General features: G+C 39.6%; 13 protein-coding genes. 1 reads left to right on the top strand and 12 read right to left on the bottom strand.

What is annotated here, in order from left to right; translation table 11 throughout:
- The first annotated feature begins 117 nt into the window (after positions 1-117).
- A complete protein-coding gene (locus BMW39_RS04665) occupies positions 118-1,038 on the top strand; it encodes a glutaminase (RefSeq protein WP_034979666.1) in 921 nt (306 codons plus the stop codon).
- Here BMW39_RS04665 and BMW39_RS04660 read toward each other — a convergent pair.
- The 12 genes from BMW39_RS04660 to BMW39_RS04605 all read right to left on the bottom strand — a co-directional run bounded on the left by BMW39_RS04660 (position 1,027) and on the right by BMW39_RS04605 (position 16,803).
- A complete protein-coding gene (locus BMW39_RS04660) occupies positions 1,027-1,362 on the bottom strand; it encodes a transposase (protein ID WP_034979669.1) in 336 nt (111 codons plus the stop codon). The genes BMW39_RS04665 and BMW39_RS04660 overlap by 12 nt on opposite strands.
- Positions 1,359-1,808, bottom strand: coding sequence for a hypothetical protein (locus BMW39_RS04655; protein ID WP_034979672.1), 450 nt, complete (start codon positions 1,806-1,808; stop codon positions 1,359-1,361). Before BMW39_RS04655 ends, BMW39_RS04660 begins: the two co-directional genes overlap by 4 nt.
- Positions 1,809-1,871: 63 nt before the next feature.
- A complete protein-coding gene (locus tag BMW39_RS04650; protein ID WP_245750446.1) occupies positions 1,872-2,324 on the bottom strand; it encodes a transposase in 453 nt (150 codons plus the stop codon).
- A 111-nt stretch (positions 2,325-2,435) separates the two neighbouring features.
- Positions 2,436-3,878: a helix-turn-helix transcriptional regulator gene (locus BMW39_RS04645; protein WP_034979677.1), complete on the bottom strand. Its 1,443-nt coding sequence runs from the start codon at positions 3,876-3,878 to the stop codon at positions 2,436-2,438.
- 10 nt (positions 3,879-3,888) lie between these two features.
- Complete coding sequence (locus BMW39_RS04640) at positions 3,889-5,343, bottom strand: tetratricopeptide repeat protein (protein WP_165569377.1); 1,455 nt, start codon at positions 5,341-5,343, stop codon at positions 3,889-3,891.
- A gap of 253 nt (positions 5,344-5,596) precedes the next feature.
- On the bottom strand, positions 5,597-6,130 hold the full coding sequence (locus tag BMW39_RS04635; RefSeq protein WP_034979683.1) for a hypothetical protein: 534 nt from the start codon (positions 6,128-6,130) through the stop codon (positions 5,597-5,599).
- A 12-nt stretch (positions 6,131-6,142) separates the two neighbouring features.
- Entirely contained in the window at positions 6,143-8,920 is a 2,778-nt protein-coding gene (locus BMW39_RS04630; protein ID WP_131474375.1) for a hypothetical protein, read from the bottom strand.
- An 85-nt stretch (positions 8,921-9,005) separates the two neighbouring features.
- Complete coding sequence (locus tag BMW39_RS04625; RefSeq protein ID WP_175459325.1) at positions 9,006-9,644, bottom strand: hypothetical protein; 639 nt, start codon at positions 9,642-9,644, stop codon at positions 9,006-9,008.
- A gap of 335 nt (positions 9,645-9,979) precedes the next feature.
- Positions 9,980-12,253, bottom strand: a complete 2,274-nt coding sequence (locus BMW39_RS04620; RefSeq protein WP_034979692.1) for a T9SS type A sorting domain-containing protein — start codon at positions 12,251-12,253, stop codon at positions 9,980-9,982.
- A gap of 35 nt (positions 12,254-12,288) precedes the next feature.
- Positions 12,289-13,467: a hypothetical protein gene (locus tag BMW39_RS04615; RefSeq protein WP_034979695.1), complete on the bottom strand. Its 1,179-nt coding sequence runs from the start codon at positions 13,465-13,467 to the stop codon at positions 12,289-12,291.
- Positions 13,468-13,660: 193 nt separating this feature from the next.
- Positions 13,661-14,791 carry a YncE family protein gene (locus BMW39_RS04610; protein WP_034979697.1) on the bottom strand — a complete coding sequence of 377 codons (1,131 nt, stop codon included), beginning with the start codon at positions 14,789-14,791 and terminating at the stop codon, positions 13,661-13,663.
- Positions 14,788-16,803, bottom strand: a complete 2,016-nt coding sequence (locus BMW39_RS04605; protein ID WP_034979701.1) for a TonB-dependent receptor — start codon at positions 16,801-16,803, stop codon at positions 14,788-14,790. The genes BMW39_RS04610 and BMW39_RS04605 overlap by 4 nt, the downstream gene beginning before the upstream one ends.
- Positions 16,804-16,911 lie beyond the last annotated feature (108 nt).

The following is a 16,911-nucleotide window of genomic DNA, read 5'->3' as shown; positions in this document are numbered from 1 at the left end:
CTTTTCGGAGAGTACTCTTTTTTTTATTTAGTGGTTAGGATCTAAATTTAAGATTCTATTAAAAAAATTGATGATGATCTGACCAAATTCATACATTTGGAAACTCAATTTTTGAAAATGAATCAGCATTACCAGAACATTATCCAGGGTATTTTTCTTCAGATCAAAAATGAAGAAAATCCTGGTGAAGTTGCATCTTACATTCCAGAACTTGCCAATATTGACGCTGATCAGTTCGCTGTTTCCATCAAACCAATCAATGAAGACGCTCACAGTTACGGCAATCATCAAACCAGATTTTCTATCCAAAGTATTTCCAAGGTTTTGCTGCTCTGTCTGGTTTACAAACATACCGGTGAGAAGATCTGGGAACGTGTGGATGTAGAGCCGTCTGGAAATCCCTTCAATTCTCTTGTACAGTTGGAATCCGACAATGGGATTCCTAGAAATCCATTTCTTAACGCGGGCGCAATCGTGGTATCTGATATGTTGATCGATCTGTTGGAAGATCCTAAGAAAGAATTTTTAGAATTCATAAGAGATATTACAGATTCCGAAACCATCTGCTATTCCGAAAATGTCGCCAAAAGTGAGCTGAAAATAGGCTATCGCAACGCAGCGCTTTGTAACTTTATCAAATCGTTTGGGAACATCAAAAATAATCCTGACAAAGTTTTAGAGCTTTACAGCCTGATCTGTTCTGTAGAAATGAGTACGGTGGAACTCTGCAATGCTTTCACATTTCTCGCCAATGGCGGCAAAAAGGTCTCCGATGGAAAAGTAATCTTGACAAAAAGTCAAACAAAAAGGGTGAATGCCATCATGCAGACCTGCGGTTTCTATGATGAATCTGGAGAGTTTTCTTTCCGCGTTGGACTTCCGGGGAAAAGTGGTGTTGGCGGTGGAATTGTCGCTTTGCTTCCCGGCCGTTATGTGATCGCCGTTTGGAGTCCAAAACTAAATCCAAAAGGAAATTCTTACCGTGGAATGAAGTTTTTGGAGCTGTTTACCACTGCTACAGAAGAATCAATTTTTTAACTCGGAACAATCCGCAAACATCTTTCTCCATTTGGAAACCGTGTTGCGACTCAGCTTGAAATGATCTGCCAATTGGGAATTGTTGAGTTTGTTTTTGTCCTGATAGCCCAATATCTCAAGAATGGTAGACCTGTCGTATGATTTGTATTTTTGATTTTGGCTTTCGTTGTTTTTATCCGTGGTACCAAAGATCTTATTATTAAGTTTGATCACATCAAAATCCGACAATTCCTCTTTGCTTAGAATATTGGCAAAAGAATCATATCTATTGGGAAACTTTTTCTGAAGAATGTCTGTGTAAATATTTTTGTAGTTGGGTCTCATGGTCGGTTATTGGATTTAATGGAATTAAAAATATTTCTAAATCTGCTGTATTCCTTCTCTTTTAAAATCCCAAGCTGATAATAAAAACTTTTCTTTCCTCGGTTGGTTTTAATATTTAATATCAAAAAATTACTGACGATTCCTCTTTCAATTTTGTAGGAGCTGACTTTTTCCAAAGGAACTTCCAAGACAGGAATATTCGTTTTCTTCCCTAATGGATGGCTATATTTGATCGAAAGTACATGTTGTGAGATCTCCACTGAAAAAACTTTGAGCCTCATTATTCTCCAAATTCCCAAGATCAATATCAAATATGAAATGAGATCTAAAATGATATGATCGACATCCAGAACCTTAGCGATGATCATAAAAGCAATATCTAAAAATAGAATACAGAAAAGACCGAACATTATCATTTTGGTCGTTTTTTGATTACTTAATTTCATTTTTTGTGAACTGTAATTATTTTGCTTTTTAGTTTGGAATTTTAAACCAATAGGATTTGGAAACTACTTTTTGTTCTTATCGATCCATTTGTACAAAGTGGTTCTCGGGATCCTGTAATGTTCTATCACTTGACTCTTGGTCATCTCTCCGGAAAAGATCTGTTCCAAGATAAAATCTATCACCTCCTGAGTGTAGATATTTTTTCTAAACGTGGGAAGCGAAGATGGTTTTTCACTCTGATCTTGCCCAACCTTTGATGGTGGCGAATAAAAAATAAGATGTTGCGAATAGATGCGGAAAAAATCGTACGAAAGAAGTTTGCACCATTTCAGGAGCGTTTCGGAATCCAGGCTTTGCTGATTGTACATATCAGCAAGCTCCTGTTCTGAGCATTTTAAAAAATTACAGATCCTGCGTTCATCAATTTCACATTCCGAAAGCCTTTGTTTGATCAAGCTTCCCATATGAATATTTTTGAAGTTCAGATTTCTGTCTGATGAGTTGGACGCAGACATATTTCTTTTTTAGAATTAATTTTCAGCAAAAGAAATAAAGTCTTGTGAGATATGAAAAAAAACGGATACCCAACGCGTACCCTGTCCTCATTTTATTTGATTATCAGAGGGTTATTTGATAGAATTTCTGATCCAGATCGTAAAATCATCCTTTGTGGGAACTTCCAATCTTTTCCTTAGATTGTACTTGTTATTCTTGATGGTTTTGACTGCTTTGAAGGTATATTCTGCAATATCCTTGGTACTGAACCCCAGATAGATGTAGGCGCAAAAAATAAGTTCTGAAGGCTTGAGGTCAGGATTAAGTGATAATAATTTATTATTAAATTCTGGATAGACCTCCTGAAATCTTCCCCAAAACTCCGGGCTGTTGGTTTTTGCGAGATAGATCACCTCATCAAAAGATTCATTAACCTTCTGTTTCAGTTCTTGGGTTTCCTCTTCTTTTTGATGGAGTACATTTTCTTTCTCCGTCAATAATTTGGATTTTTTTTGATTTTCCCTGCGGTTGATAATCAGGAACATGACGATGATCGCAACGAGTATCACGATGATAAAGATTACTGTTTGCAGGACAGACTCCTTCTCTTCGTGGATCTCTTCTTTATTTTTAACGATGTGATCTACAGAATCATTCAAGGTTGCCGTAGTGGCTTTCGTGATGCTGTCCTGCAATTTGGAAAAGCTTCTCTCGTACTTTATTGTGCTCTCGTAATCGCCAAGTTTCTCATACGAGCGGGACAATCCCATAAAAGATAAGAGGAGCTGTTCCATGGCCTTACTTTGCTTTCCGAATTTCTCAGCCATTTTGTAGGCAACGATAGCTTTTTTGTAATCCTTTCGATCCTCATGGTACTTTCCCCATTGGTTGTAAACAATTGTTTTTTCAAAAGTGAACGTGGGATGTTTGTCCAGAAAAGTGGTCGAACGATTGAGATAATGTACGATCGAGTCGTTGTTCTTGGTCTCTTTGATGTGATAATAAGTGAGAAAAGACAAGATGTAGGCGTCCTCCTCTATTCCCTTTGCTTTCCACGCGTAGGTGACACCAATGTCATTTCTGTTGATATTGCTGTAGGCTGACAACAGACCTTGGTAGGCATATGTAAGATAATCGCCCCGCTCGGCCTTATCAGAAATATTTTTTGCAAAACGCTCAGCCGCCTTGAACTGGTCGATGGATTGGTTGATGATCTTAGACTCATTGTAATTCCTTCCCGTCTCTATTGCGATTGCTGCTTTCAAGCTATTATCATCCACCTTTTTTGACAGCAGATTCGCCTGGTCCAATGCACTCAGACTTTCCTTGTACTTGCCCAATGTGCAATAAGCATTTCCCAGTCTACAGTAGCCCCAGGATTCTCCTCTTGTGTAATTGATGTCCCTGGAATTTTTGATGATCGTTTTGCTGACGGGAATCAGTTCTTCATATTTCGCATCGGCACGCAACTGTTTTGTTTCACGAAAGATCAAAGAATCTATCTCTCTCACAGAAAGTTGTGAAAGCAGCACCAACGGGCAAAAAAGGAATAATATGATTATCTTCTTCAACATTATTTTTAATTTAACTTAGATAATTTCTTATCCAAATTGTAAAATCACTTTCGGTAGGAATTTCCAATCGTTTTCTAAGATTGTACTTATTATTTTTAATGGTTTTGACAGCTTTAAAGGTATAATCAGCGATGTCCTTGGTCATAAATCCCAAATAGATGTATGCACTCAGAATGAGTTCTGATGGCTTCAAATCTGGATTGACCGCTAACAACTTGTCCCGGAAGTCCGGATAAACTTCTTGAAATCTTCCCCAAAACTCTGGACTGTTGTTCTTTGCCAGTTGCACCACCTCATCGAAGGACTGATTCACTTTTAGTTTTAATTCCTGCGTCTTCGCCTCATTTTCGGATATGATCTCCTGCTTTTCATCTTGAGTAGATCTTGAGATTCTTTTTAAAATATAATAACCCACCACCAGCACGGTCAACAAAATGATGATAACAAGATAAATATAATTTTTCTCTTTTTCTTTTACCTCCGCTTCTTTTTCTCTCAGAATATGTTTGATCGGAGTTTCCTGGATCTTCTTGTTTTCAAAGGACAAACTATCGCTGATCTTAGAATATTTCTCCAGACTTTCGTTCGCCTTTTGATCATCATCAATGGCTTTGTAGGCTTCGTAAAGCAGCTTCTCTGTATCCTTGATGTCTTTTGGTTTTTTTAATTCTTCCGATATCGCAAGGGATTCTTTGTAGTACGAGATGGCTTTTTGATGATCTTTTTTTGCAAAATAATATCTGCCATAGCTCCTCAGCAATATGGATTTTTGGAAAATGGGAAACTTACCTGTACTGAAACTTTGTTCTCCTTTTTGCAGATAATATTTTGCCGAATCAAGATCCTGCCGATGAACTGTAAAATACTTTGCCAACCTTGATGCGCCGTAGGTGTCCGGATTGTTTTCATAGGCATGGTGAAGATCGCTGTAAAGTTCGTCCACTTGATTCGTGTCTTCATAAATCACAGCTCTGGCACTGTAAAGATACTGTAGCAGTGGCTTTTTCGTTTTCTGATCTTCGATCTTTGTTGCAAGATCGATACTCTTTGTAAAATGTTCGATTGCTTTTTGACTGAAACCTAGGATGTTATAATTTCGACCGTACTCACCATAGATCCTGGCTTCTATCTCATTGTCCTGAAGTTTTTGATTGCCTTCCATCGCAAGTTCCAGATAGTCAAAACTTTCTTTTACCCGTGAAAGATTGCAAAGGATATTTCCTGTCTGGATGTACAAACTCAATAATTCCTTATCATTCAGAGCACTGCTTCTATCCTTAATGATCTTTTTACATAATGCGAGAGCGTCGTCTAGCTGGCCATCTTTTCTAAGTTGAAAAATCACCTTATTCAAAGAATCGCTCTCTTTCTTCGACGATTGTGAAGAAAAAAAAAGCGGTAGGCAAAGTAAAAATGTTACGATATAATGACGCATAATTGTTTTTAAAAATAGAGATCTTCTCATTAAAACTAACTTGATTTCGCTTTTTGAACATATTCGTAAACAAAGCATATCATCGTTTTGATGAAAAAATATTCTTCAAAATCATTAATTACAATTATTTATAATAATTAATAAATAGATATTGATTATTGAAATTAGAATGGCAAAACTAAGATTTTAATGATATAATTTCCAAAATATATTATGTTAAGTAAGAAAAAAAATCCTCAGAAATTATAAAATTCTGAGGATTGATAAATAGATTCAATAAAATTTACTTCCAGTAGTTCCATACAAGACCATCAAAAACGGCCAGCGAACTACTTGCGGTATCGTAGCACATCATGCCTGGGTACGGATCTTTTACATTCAAGTGCGGCTTGTCTATCCAAGGTAAGACCATCGCTTTGTTTGTAGCTTCAAGAACTAGAACGCCTTTTGCACTACTCGTAGCAGACCCAATGATCACCCCTTGATTTGCGCTGGTTTCAGCTGTTGTGTTAGGTGTGATTTTGGCATCGCTGCCAACATCGCTTAGGTTGATCCATGTATTTTTCTCGTACATTTTGACAGTGTCATCATTTTTGTCAAACACAAAAGTTCCGTTGTTTGCGGTTGGGTCCGTGGTACTCAAAACATTGTTCAGATTTTGAACTGCAGATAGCACAATACCTTTTTTGTTTGCAGCAGCACCATCAAATTCCAGAATGACACTGGTATTGCCTGAGTTTGATTTTCCAATGGACAATTGCGCGTTTATATTTATGATCGTAAAGCTCAAGAAAGCTGTGAATATTATTTTTTTCATTGTGTTCAATTTTTAATTGATTGATGGTGTGGTAATTTCTGCTGGATCGTTGCAGCTTCTTTTGATACAATTCCAGTTCGCGCCATTGAAAAGTTTCACACATTTATCCTCCACATCATAGACCAACATTCCTGCGACTGGACTAGCGATAGAATCTGTAGTCTTTGGAACGAAGCTAACGTGTGGAACTCTCGTGATCACAAGTCCTTTTTCTTTAGACTCCAATGCGATATGTCCATTCGGAATGTTCTCTGGCCAGCCCGCTTGTTTTTGCTGAACTGAGATTCCTACTTTGGTGATCACCGGCGTTCCAGCTGAAGGCGGTTGCACACAATAACAGCCCACTACAGCAGCATTTTGTGAATCTCCTAGGCTTTGACCTGTGGTATTGATGTATCCGGACGGAATTGGTGTCGCAAATTGTGGCAATCCTCTGTTTGTGCCAGTAGTACTTACACAAGTTGTGCTTGCACACAGATTTTTGTTAACATTTGTGCTGCCTCCAGAAAGCATTCCACCGGCAGTCACTAGTTGCAATCTGTTAATGGCAGCTCCACCTTCGAAGGCATCGGCGCAGCCATCGGCGTCAGAATCAAGGTCCAATCTGTTTGGAATACCATCTCGGTCAGAATCACATTCCAAGTAGATCCTTACCACATACGTTGGGTCTCCAGTTGCTGTTGTGGTAGAAAAACCAAAAGATTTGCTACCAAAATTGAGGTCAGCGTATCGCCAGTTACCTAACTGAGGCGTAGCATTGAGTCTGGAAAGCGTTTTTTCTACTGCTGTTTCCATCACGCCCCATTGTCCTGCGACAGGAGTTTGATTTTCAAAACCAGCTGGTCCTGTGATGGCGGTCAAAGGTCCGGAATATCCAAAAATACTTTTGCTGTCATTTCCCAAATATTCATTGTTTTGAGATAATAGGGCAAAGGCAGTCAGGTTCCCTGTAATGTTCCAAACAGAAGGTTTTTCTCCATTTTTTGTCCACCAATTGTCCTTCGTCGGATGCACAGAAGCATTGGTGATTGAGACAATGATCGCACCAGAATTAGCTGGATATCCAAACTTACTACTCACATCTTTGCTTACATTTTGGTTTTTAGCATTCAAGTCCAAATCGAAATCTGACGGAGCAAGATCTATAAAACCTCCTGCCTGGAAAACATTGAACATATCCGCAACCGTATTGCTGCACTCCACTGTATCCAGAATTCCATCATTGTCATCATCTACATCCAGGTCGTCATTGATACCATCACCGTCAGAATCTGGAACAACTCGGAAAGTGACCGTTGCATAGCTGATATTGCTATCTTCAACACCATCTGTATCCAGATCTGTAATACTGTACGTGTAGGTATAGATTCCTACCGGTGTTGATGGTAATATTTTAAGTGTTCCGTTGCTTGTGCTTACTTGGGCATTCATATCTACCCAAAGAACTCTTTTCAATCCTACATTGGATAATGGAAGAGATACTGCTGGGCCATTGTAGGTGTCATTAGCAAAAATATTTGGCAAGGTCGTCTCCACACCATACGTGATCGGCGTCGAAGTAAAATTGTCGTCTTTGGCGCAGATCGCTGCGTAGACCACTATTTCTTTTGTCGGTGAATAACAATTACTGGCTGAATCAAAGAAAGCCGCAAAGTATTTTGTAGTTCCTGTCAAGGCAGTTACATTGGTAATCTTATTGGCGGTTGTCGCAGGTGTTGCGGTGTGCCAAGTAAGTGTTATCGTTGATGGCGTTGGTTTATTGGAAGCTGTCAAGCCACTAATGTTTGCCGTAGTTGCCCCACAAGGTATGTTGTAAGCTGAGTTGGAAACTGTATAGTTTGTAGCAGCTCTGATAATGGGCGCAGTAGTTCCTGCGGCACAAGCTGCAATATTAATCGTGATTGTGGCAGATTTACAGTTTGATGATGATGCAGAATCACATAGTTGATAGTTTACAACATAGTTTCCAGCAACTGCGTTGGTACCTATGGAAAGCGTTCCATTTGGATTCACAGTGACACCTGTTGGTAGGGTTCCGACTGCAAAAACCGAGTTTCCAGAAGTAGCCGCTACACCACAAATGTTATCATTTGCCAAAATTGATGTTGTGGTAGATGCCGTACCAGCAGTACCGGAAAAAGTGTCGTTTGTTGCAGTCAATTGCGTGGCTGCTCCAGAAAAACCAGCGACAGTGTAAGTTCCGCCATCATCGGTATCATGATATTCAAAAACGATGCGCGAAACTCTCAATCCATTATAATTAATATTTACGGACCCTCGCGTGTTGCTGGTATCATCCGAACCACCGTAAAATGTATTTCCGCTTCTGGTAATATCTGTTGGACTAAACAAAGTGGCATTAGCAGCCGTCAAATTAATGGGACTATTGTTTTGATCAAAAGCTTTTACAGTCACAACATCCTGATCATCAATATCATTGATTCTAAATTTAAGATCTGAAACACTTGTACTGAATGTGATCTGTGTTTCAATTCGATTGTTATAAGAATTGGTATCACCCTCTTCATCATGCCCGATATTAATTCCCAACTGATCCAAATGACCATTAAAAAGTCTTTGAATATCTAATCTGGCATTACCATATCTTGTGATTGCGACGCTCATTCTGGCTGTACCAATGCTGACATTGTTCGAGCTGAAGTAGCTAGGGATGTTAACATTATTAGAACTGTTTGCGGATGACGGAAGAGTCCATGCACTTGCTACACACTGAGCGCTCATTTGTGTGGCAAACAGCATTACAATGAGTAAATTATATACTTTTTTCATGTTTTAAATTTGTGTTTAAGAAATCCTGTCCTCACAGTTTTTAACTGAAGAAATACAGGAGTAAGGTTTAATTTTTGGGAGATCTTTACGAGAAAAAAGGTGGTGCTCTTCCAGAAAACAGACCACAATAATCAGAGACAATAATCTGATTGTAAAAATAATAGCGTGTATTTTGAAAGAGATCTTTTAAGATCAGTTTGCCGGGCACAGAACATGCCTTTAGAAAGACTTTTTCGGAATCGTGTGAAGGTACTAAAGCCTTCATGTGCGACTCACTTATAGAATAATAAAAATCGTTTTTTGAAGAAGGATAACAGTAGACAATTTCCTCCGATGGTTCCTTTTTTACAGATCTGTTAGTATTGATCTGTTTAACAGCTTTCTCACGAGTACTTTTTTTTGCAATCGTTTTACTTTCGACCTTGGAAGCCGGGGAATCTACATTGATGATCTTTCCCTCGATCTCATTATCAAAATCTACAACTGTGGTTCCTGAGCTGACATAGATAGCCTGGCTATTATCGCTGCCATCAATCTGGTCTGAACCTACAGAATCTGAAACAACAACTGCTACTTCCCCTTCACCTAAGTTTGAATAGTGTGGAGTACTGACCTTCGCTGAAAAAATATGGATGATGAATAAAAACAAAATCCCAAACACTTTTCTCTTACCAAGAAAAATGTCTGGTTTAATGTCATTCAAAATTTGTGTTTTTGCCATCATAGCGTTTACTGAAAAAAAGAACTTCTCTTGATCAGGTTGGCAAAGGAACAAATTACAATGAAAAAAGTACAAAAAAGGGGTACCCAACAGATACCCTAATGACGCAAAAAACTATTAATCAAATAATTAAAACCAACCGTTATGATTAACATAAGATAATTTCTAACTAATCGATTCCAAAAATGAGGATTGAATTTTTAGAATTATTTAAAAAAAGAATGGCGATTTTTATCTCATTAAAAATGATTCAAAAAGAAGCAATGTCTAAATTTTATCACAAAAAAGCCTCCAAAAAATTAATTTTGAAGGCTTTCAAATCTTAAAAATCTAAGAGCTTATTTCTTGATAAATTTCTCTTGATAAACTGATCTGTCTGTTACAATTCTCAGGATATAATTTCCTTTCGGGAGAGCACTCACATTGATCTGTCCGTTCACAAATTTAGCATTGATCTGTTTTCCGGTCACATCAAATACTGAAACTTCTAGAACTTTGTCTAGCGTTTTAACATTCAAGATCTCTGTTGTCGGATTTGGATAGATGCTCAATTCCAATTTCTTCACATCAGCCGTTGCTGCCAAAGAAGATGAGATCACGGTCAAGGTTTTCTCCACCACTTTTCCATTGGAATTAAAGCTGATGACCAGATTTGCCGTTCCTGCATTTTGAGGTGTTAAAACCAATTCATCATCCGCATTCACCTCAGCTGAGATCGCTGTAGGATTGCTATTTGATTTGATAGATTTTACAATAGCTGAAGACAAATTGTCCGCATCGGAAACAACCGTTTTCAAATCGATCTTCGTCACACCACTCAAAGTCGTTTCTGTTGGGAAACTAGAAGCCACGACTGGCAAAGTATTGTCTGGGAAAACCGTGACAGCTGGGAACCAATAATAATCATTTAAGATCTTTGTATTTAGCAAAGCTCCAGTGTTGTCATAGGTATGGATCCAGTTTTTTTGATAATGCGCGCCGTAACCGCTTTCTGTTGTGTTCAAGATCAATCTGTCAGAAACAGGATCTACTCGCAAAGCTGCGCCATAAGGGATTTGCTTATAAGTACCTTCCTGTCCTGGGATTGTGATGAAATTATCAACAAGCGTTTTTGACGTTACATCAAATTTGATGATTTTCGCACCTGACGTGAATGCATTAACCGAGTTCATCCAGTACAACGCATTCTGTTGACTGCTGTAAGTAAAACTTCCCGCGTTCCAAGCGCCCCAAGAACCGAGATATTGGGTCGAAGTGGAAAGTGCAAATTCCGTAGTTGCGAAAGTTTTTGGGTCGATGTTGATCAATTTTTGATTTTGAATGGCCCAAACACTTCCATCCTTTGCCTGAACAACCGAGTGATAAGCGCCAGAAATGGTCTTGATCACAGTATTTGTTTTTGGGTCGATGATCAAGATTCCTGCAGATTGCTTCACAGCGTAAACATATTGCGAGGTTCTGACCATATTTCCAATCTGTCCCGCGTACTGACTTCCACCGCCAGTTCCCGTGATCAAAGTGCCAACTTGTAGATTTTCGATGTCAAAAGTGTAGATTCCGTTGGATGCGCCAATGTAGCCCAATTTGTCCGTCACACCTACGAAAGAACGGCCGTCTCCTCCACCGATGTTGTCGAAACTTGCAATTTTTTCCATAGTGGTCGCATTCGCGATTACCAATCTTCCGCCTGGCGTGTATTGTGTATCACCGCCATCTGCTGCTTGCTTCGAGATAAAATAGAATTTGTCACCGTAAATTGTTCCAAACTGAGTCGTCGCACCGAAAGCCTGATTGTTGTTCTTTTCGCTGTAAACTCTGTAATAGATCTGGTCATTTTCTCCAACAAAATTCACGGAACCGTTGGTGTGACCGAACCATTCTTCATTTACGATAAAGTAACCTTTGGTAAAATCTGCCTGCGCCGAATAAACAGAAACCGGCGTCAACGTTGAAGAGATGTCATAGCTTTCCATATTCGGATTGAAATTCCAAACATCCCAAGAACCGTTCACCAATTGCCTGCTGCTCGCTCCCAGTCCAGAATATCCAAAATCTGCATCCGTCGGGTCTTTTACCCAATAAGACCAATATCCCGTGTACCAAGCAGAACCCCAATGGTCATCGGCATCTTTTGCGGTGTAATCATCAAAATCATAGGATGTCGTATTGATGATGCCATCCACAGGATACAGCGGATAAGTGGTGTTTCCGCTTTTATAAAGCGCATTGGTGTCGTTCCCGTCCAGGTCAAAACCTAAACCGCCGACTGCGCTTCCGAATTGCGTTCCTTGATAAAGCAATGTGAAAAATCGCTTGTCAGTTTTTGCAATCGCTTTCAGCATATCTTCGCCGGTCGCCGTTCCGTTCCATCGGAAGCCCCAAACCAGAGCGTCCGGATTTTTAGAATCGTTCCACTGAACTACGAAAGCCGCTTCGTTGGTTCCAGTTCCTACCCAATACACGATGTCATCGAAATTGAAATTGGCTTTTTTGGATTGTTTTTTAATTGAGTTTCCCTTGATGTCATTTCTGGGAACACTTTGTACTGTGACCTGCGCATTGGTAAAGAATGCAAAGAACAACAGCCAAGTCAAAAGATAAAACTTTTTCATTTTTAATTGATTTAAAGAATTTTTATTGTTAATGATTATTTTAAATGTAAGTCGTAAGCGCCAGCCACTTCCGTCGAAACTTCACCCAGCCAACCCGCTTCCTGATTGATTCCCGTATAAACTTTCACGAAATCGATTCCGGGAAGTTTGACGTAATTGCCGTTCTTGTCGACTGCCCAAGAGATATCGATGTTGGAGGCTTCATCGGTATTTGGTGCATTGTCGGCGTATCCGAAGGCGTAAGATTTCCCGACCCAATAAGTTCCCGTTCCACTTTGGTCGTAGTAATTGTTGGCCAATTTGGTTCCTGTAAATTGGTAAGAAGCATCCGTAATCCACAATGGATAGTAGCTTTGGATATGGAAAACATTTTTAGTTTTATAACCAGTATTTCCCAGATTATCTGTCCATTTGATATATTCCACGTCGTTTTCCCAATATTCGTTTCCTGCAACTGGCGGTTTGGATTCGTTGGGTTTGAAGTAATTGATGTTGTAATTTTTGACGGTTGTATTCTTGAAATACTCACTGCCTGCAATTTCGTACCACTCGTCTTCATCGGGTTTTCCGTTTTTATTTTTGTCGTAGGCGACCATTATGATTCCGGGTTCACAAGAGCCAGCACGTTCGTCTTGAGACAAATCGCCCCAAAAAGCATTTCCTAAGATTTTAAAATCCCGACCATTCATATTTGGAATTGTGTGGTCGAATCCGAAAGTGACATAACCGCCAAATCCGCCCAACGTAATCATCGAGGAATTGGAACCGACCAAAGATTGTTTCGCTTTCTGAATCATATTTTCAGTCGTATTTCCAGCCACGTATTCCGGAATTTCATTTATGAATTGACCAACGGCTGGACGAAAATCGAAGACGTTTGAAATGTATTTGCTGTAAGCTGAAGTTTCTTTGTTGACAATAATTTTTGAAGTGTAGGTCGTCGTTGTTCCGTTCGTTTCCACCTTCAAAGTCAGTGGATAGGTTTTGGCGAATGGACTGATGAAATCCAAAGCTGAATTTTCTGAAATAATAGAATCATTGACACTCCAAGTAAAGGTTCCTGAGATGTTGGTTGGAATATTCAGAACTTTGAAACGGTCAATTGAGTAAGATTCGGCCAGATTAAATGTACTTTCATCATCATCGTTTTTACAGGCAATGATTGCAGTTGCAATGACTGAAAGTAATGTGAATTTTATAAATTTATGTTTCATTTTTATTGATTTAATTTTATTCAGATTGATTGTGTTTTTATGTTGACTGTTGGTTTTATGTTGAAATCTGCAGCCCGACTTGAAAGGAAATCCTTTTTTGCGTGGTCATCGGGTTCAACTAAACTGAAAACGTCTGCAAAAAAGATTGGGAGTGGAAGGCGGAAATAGCTGCCCAAACAATTATTCATAACCATTATTTATAAAGAAAAACAAAGTGCGCCGGGATGTTGCCGCCTTCTGTTTTCCATTTGAATTTTCCGTTTTTATCGAAGCAATAGACGAATCCGGTGGAAACGTAATTCCGCGCATCGGTCATATAAATATCTTCTGTGATTGGGTTCACGGCGATTCCGTAAGGCGTTTTGATGGCGTCCACATATTCCTGGTCGATGATTTTGTTGGAGATGATTTGCTCCGTTTTCACATCGATGATGCCGAAAGATTTGGTGTAGGCGTGCGTGTTGTAGTTGAACTCATTGCCGTAATAATAGAGTTTACCGTTCACAATCGTCATTTCGCTGACCGCAATTTTGAAGTCTTTTTTGACTGTTCCCGTTACTGCATCTACCAAAAATAAACTGGACGGAACGTTGTAATAATCGCCTCTGGAACTGACGTACAAATCGCCGTCGTCGTCCTTCGCAATGTGATGAAGATTTATTGCCACATCGATTTTCTTGGTTTCGGTGAAAGTACTCAAATCAACGACTGAAACGGTTCTGTCGTAATTCGGGAAACGGTACCCGCCGGAGTTGGCGACGTAAAGATTGTTTCCGATGATTTGCATTTCTTCCGGCTGGTAACCGACGACAACTTCCCGTTTTATAGAAAGCGAAATCGTGTCAATTTCAGCGACTTTTCCGAGTGGTGCGTTGGGATTTAGAACGACAGGTCCAGCGTAGCTCGAAGCGTAAACTTTCCCATCTTTGAATGTCACATATCTGCAATTTTCGAGGTTGATGGTTTTGATTCGTCTGGCCGTTTTTGCCTCCAGAACTTCGATTTTGTTGGATACGTTGATGACCGCGTACATTTTGCTGCCGTAGATTTTGATGTCATTCCCGACGTCTCCAAGTTCCTTCACCACATCCGGATTGATGTCCGCGTAGATATTCCGGTGGTAAGTTCCGGTTGTGTAATCGAAGAAATCCAAGGTGGCTTTGTTGCTTCCCATATTGCCTTCGTTCAGAAGATAAAATCCTTTGATAGCCGTATTTTCCGGTGTCGCAAGACCTTCCTCCACTTCCGGGCGAACGATTATTTCATCTGTTCGGCAAGACATCAGGCAGAGTAGAGTGAGCAGAAAAAAGTTTATTTTTTTCATAATGTAAAGCTTAAAATGAGTTTGAAATTCCGGCCTGGCATTGGGTAATTCAGCACGACATCGTAGTATTGATTGAAGATATTATTGACCTCGAAACTTGCTTTGAACTGGTGATTTTTCCAATTCATTTTTTTTTGTATTGATAAATCGTGTGTGTACCAAGGCTGGATGTAATTGTATTGGATGTTGTTCTGCTGACCGTCGTAACGCTCGCCGACGTACATAAAACTGTAATTGAAACTCCAATCCTTGTAATCTGACATCAGGGAAAAAGTTCCGGAATGCCACGGCGTGTAAGGGATTTGGTCACCAAAATAAGTTTCGTTTCTGTCGGAAAAATCTCTGGCTCTTTGGAACGTGTAACTCAACAATGGTTTCAGTTTGACATTGCCGACGAGCAAATCAGCTTGAACATTGACATCGGTTCCGATGATTTCCACTTCGCCGAGATTCAGCATCATCCAGCGAAACATATTTCCGGTTGGTGCAGCGATGATTTTGTTTTCAACTTTGTTAAAGTAGCCATCTACCTTCGCATAGAAACTTTGAAAAAACTGATTATTAAAAGACTTCTGGTACGTGAATCCAAGATTGTACTGATTGGTAAATTCCGGCTTCAGGAAAGCGTTTCCAATCATCGTATAATACAAATCGTTGAAAGTCGGCATCCTGAAAATCCGTTTGTAGAAAGCTCTGACCGTAAAATCATTAGAATCAAAAGGCTGATAACTGACAAAAGCGGCGGGCGTCCACTCGGTTTTGTCTGGCGATTTGGCATTTTTCTCCACATCTTCGTGGACGAAAGTTCCCAAAATACTTCCAAGGAATTTCAGTTTTTTCCATTGGTAAGTTGTGGCAAAAGCAAGCAAAGAAGTGTAGCGCGTCGGATAAGAAAAGTTGACCAAATCCGCATCCAGATTGTTGTACTGAAAGTCAAAACTGGCGCTGACATCCCAGTTCTGGGTTACATTATAAATATTAGATGAAGACAAATAAATCTCTCTCTGGATGTACTGATTCTGGATTTTGATTGATGAAACCGTGTCGATATAATGCGTGAAATCGTAAGCGAATTTGGCTTTGAACTGCGTTTCTAATTTCGGAAACAACTTCTTCCTCAAATTGGCCTGAACGAAATAATTCTCGTCGACCAACCTTTGTCCGCGCCCATCAAAACGATTATTGACAATTGCTGCTGGAATGCCGCGGTCAGAAAGATAGCCGTAACCACGCACATTCCAACTTCCATTGTTCAAGATTCCGTGAAAGCTGGTTTCGAAACGTTTGGCGTGGATATCGGAATCGAAACGCTTCGCAATTGTGTCGTAAGCAACAGCGCCATCGGGATATTTTTTGCGGTAACGAAATCTATAAATCCCGTCACTCTGCAGAAACTCCGAACTGAAACTTGCTGAAATTTTATCCGAAATCTTCTGTTCCAATCGGATAGAAGGATTGAACAAATCGATGGAACTGTTCTTGAGTCTCAGAACGAGATTTGTTTTTTTATTAAATTTAAAACTTGGTGTTTTGGGCTGAAGATAAATCGAACCTGACGAACCGAAATCCTTCGCTGGCTGGAAAATTTCAGATTTTTGCCCATTGTAAAGTGAGATTTCCTCGATATCATCCAAAGAGAATCTACCTAAATCGACGACACCATTTTGCGCATTTCCCAATTGGATTCCGTCATAGAAAACACCAATGTGCTGGCTTCCCATACTTCGGATATTGATGGTCTTAAGGCCGCCAATGCCACCGTAATCTTTGATTTGAACGCCTGAAAAATACCTCAGCGCATCGGCAACCGATTGGCTATTGAGTCTTTCCAACTGTTCTCCGGAAAGTGTTTGCGCCGGTAAAATCTCTTTGAAATTCTTTTTGTAAACATCAACTTTGAGAATCTCAGTTTCGATAGAATCTTTTTTGGATTGGGAAAAACAGAAAGATGAGGCTGTTACAAATATTGCAACAACAGTTTTGAAAAACCGGGAAGTAAATCGTGTCACCATTAGCTCATATCGAATAATGATGACGCCAATGGAGGTAAGAAAGCAAGGATAAGGCGCAGTTTGTGCTGCACAAAATCATTGTTGACTAAGCTTTATTCCACGAAAGCG

This window comes from Epilithonimonas lactis, assembly GCF_900110605.1.
Lineage (GTDB): Bacteria > Bacteroidota > Bacteroidia > Flavobacteriales > Weeksellaceae > Epilithonimonas > Epilithonimonas lactis.
Note: the sequence above shows the minus strand (reverse complement) of the source record. Positions and strands in the feature narration are given on the sequence as shown.

Excerpts from the sequence above, each read along its gene's own strand:
- BMW39_RS04640 (WP_165569377.1), bottom strand. The coding sequence starts at position 5,343 with ATGAGAAGATCTCTATTTTTAAAAACAATTATGCGTCATTATATCGTA.
- BMW39_RS04605 (WP_034979701.1), bottom strand. The coding sequence starts at position 16,803 with ATGGTGACACGATTTACTTCCCGGTTTTTCAAAACTGTTGTTGCAATA.
- BMW39_RS04660 (WP_034979669.1), bottom strand. The coding sequence starts at position 1,362 with ATGAGACCCAACTACAAAAATATTTACACAGACATTCTTCAGAAAAAG.
- BMW39_RS04630 (WP_131474375.1), bottom strand. The coding sequence starts at position 8,920 with ATGAAAAAAGTATATAATTTACTCATTGTAATGCTGTTTGCCACACAA.
- BMW39_RS04610 (WP_034979697.1), bottom strand. The coding sequence starts at position 14,791 with ATGAAAAAAATAAACTTTTTTCTGCTCACTCTACTCTGCCTGATGTCT.
- BMW39_RS04625 (WP_175459325.1), bottom strand. The coding sequence starts at position 9,644 with ATGATGGCAAAAACACAAATTTTGAATGACATTAAACCAGACATTTTT.
- BMW39_RS04620 (WP_034979692.1), bottom strand. The coding sequence starts at position 12,253 with ATGAAAAAGTTTTATCTTTTGACTTGGCTGTTGTTCTTTGCATTCTTT.
- BMW39_RS04615 (WP_034979695.1), bottom strand. The coding sequence starts at position 13,467 with ATGAAACATAAATTTATAAAATTCACATTACTTTCAGTCATTGCAACT.
- BMW39_RS04645 (WP_034979677.1), bottom strand. The coding sequence starts at position 3,878 with ATGTTGAAGAAGATAATCATATTATTCCTTTTTTGCCCGTTGGTGCTG.
- BMW39_RS04655 (WP_034979672.1), bottom strand. The coding sequence starts at position 1,808 with ATGAAATTAAGTAATCAAAAAACGACCAAAATGATAATGTTCGGTCTT.
- BMW39_RS04665 (WP_034979666.1), top strand. The coding sequence starts at position 118 with ATGAATCAGCATTACCAGAACATTATCCAGGGTATTTTTCTTCAGATC.
- BMW39_RS04635 (WP_034979683.1), bottom strand. The coding sequence starts at position 6,130 with ATGAAAAAAATAATATTCACAGCTTTCTTGAGCTTTACGATCATAAAT.
- BMW39_RS04650 (WP_245750446.1), bottom strand. The coding sequence starts at position 2,324 with ATGTCTGCGTCCAACTCATCAGACAGAAATCTGAACTTCAAAAATATT.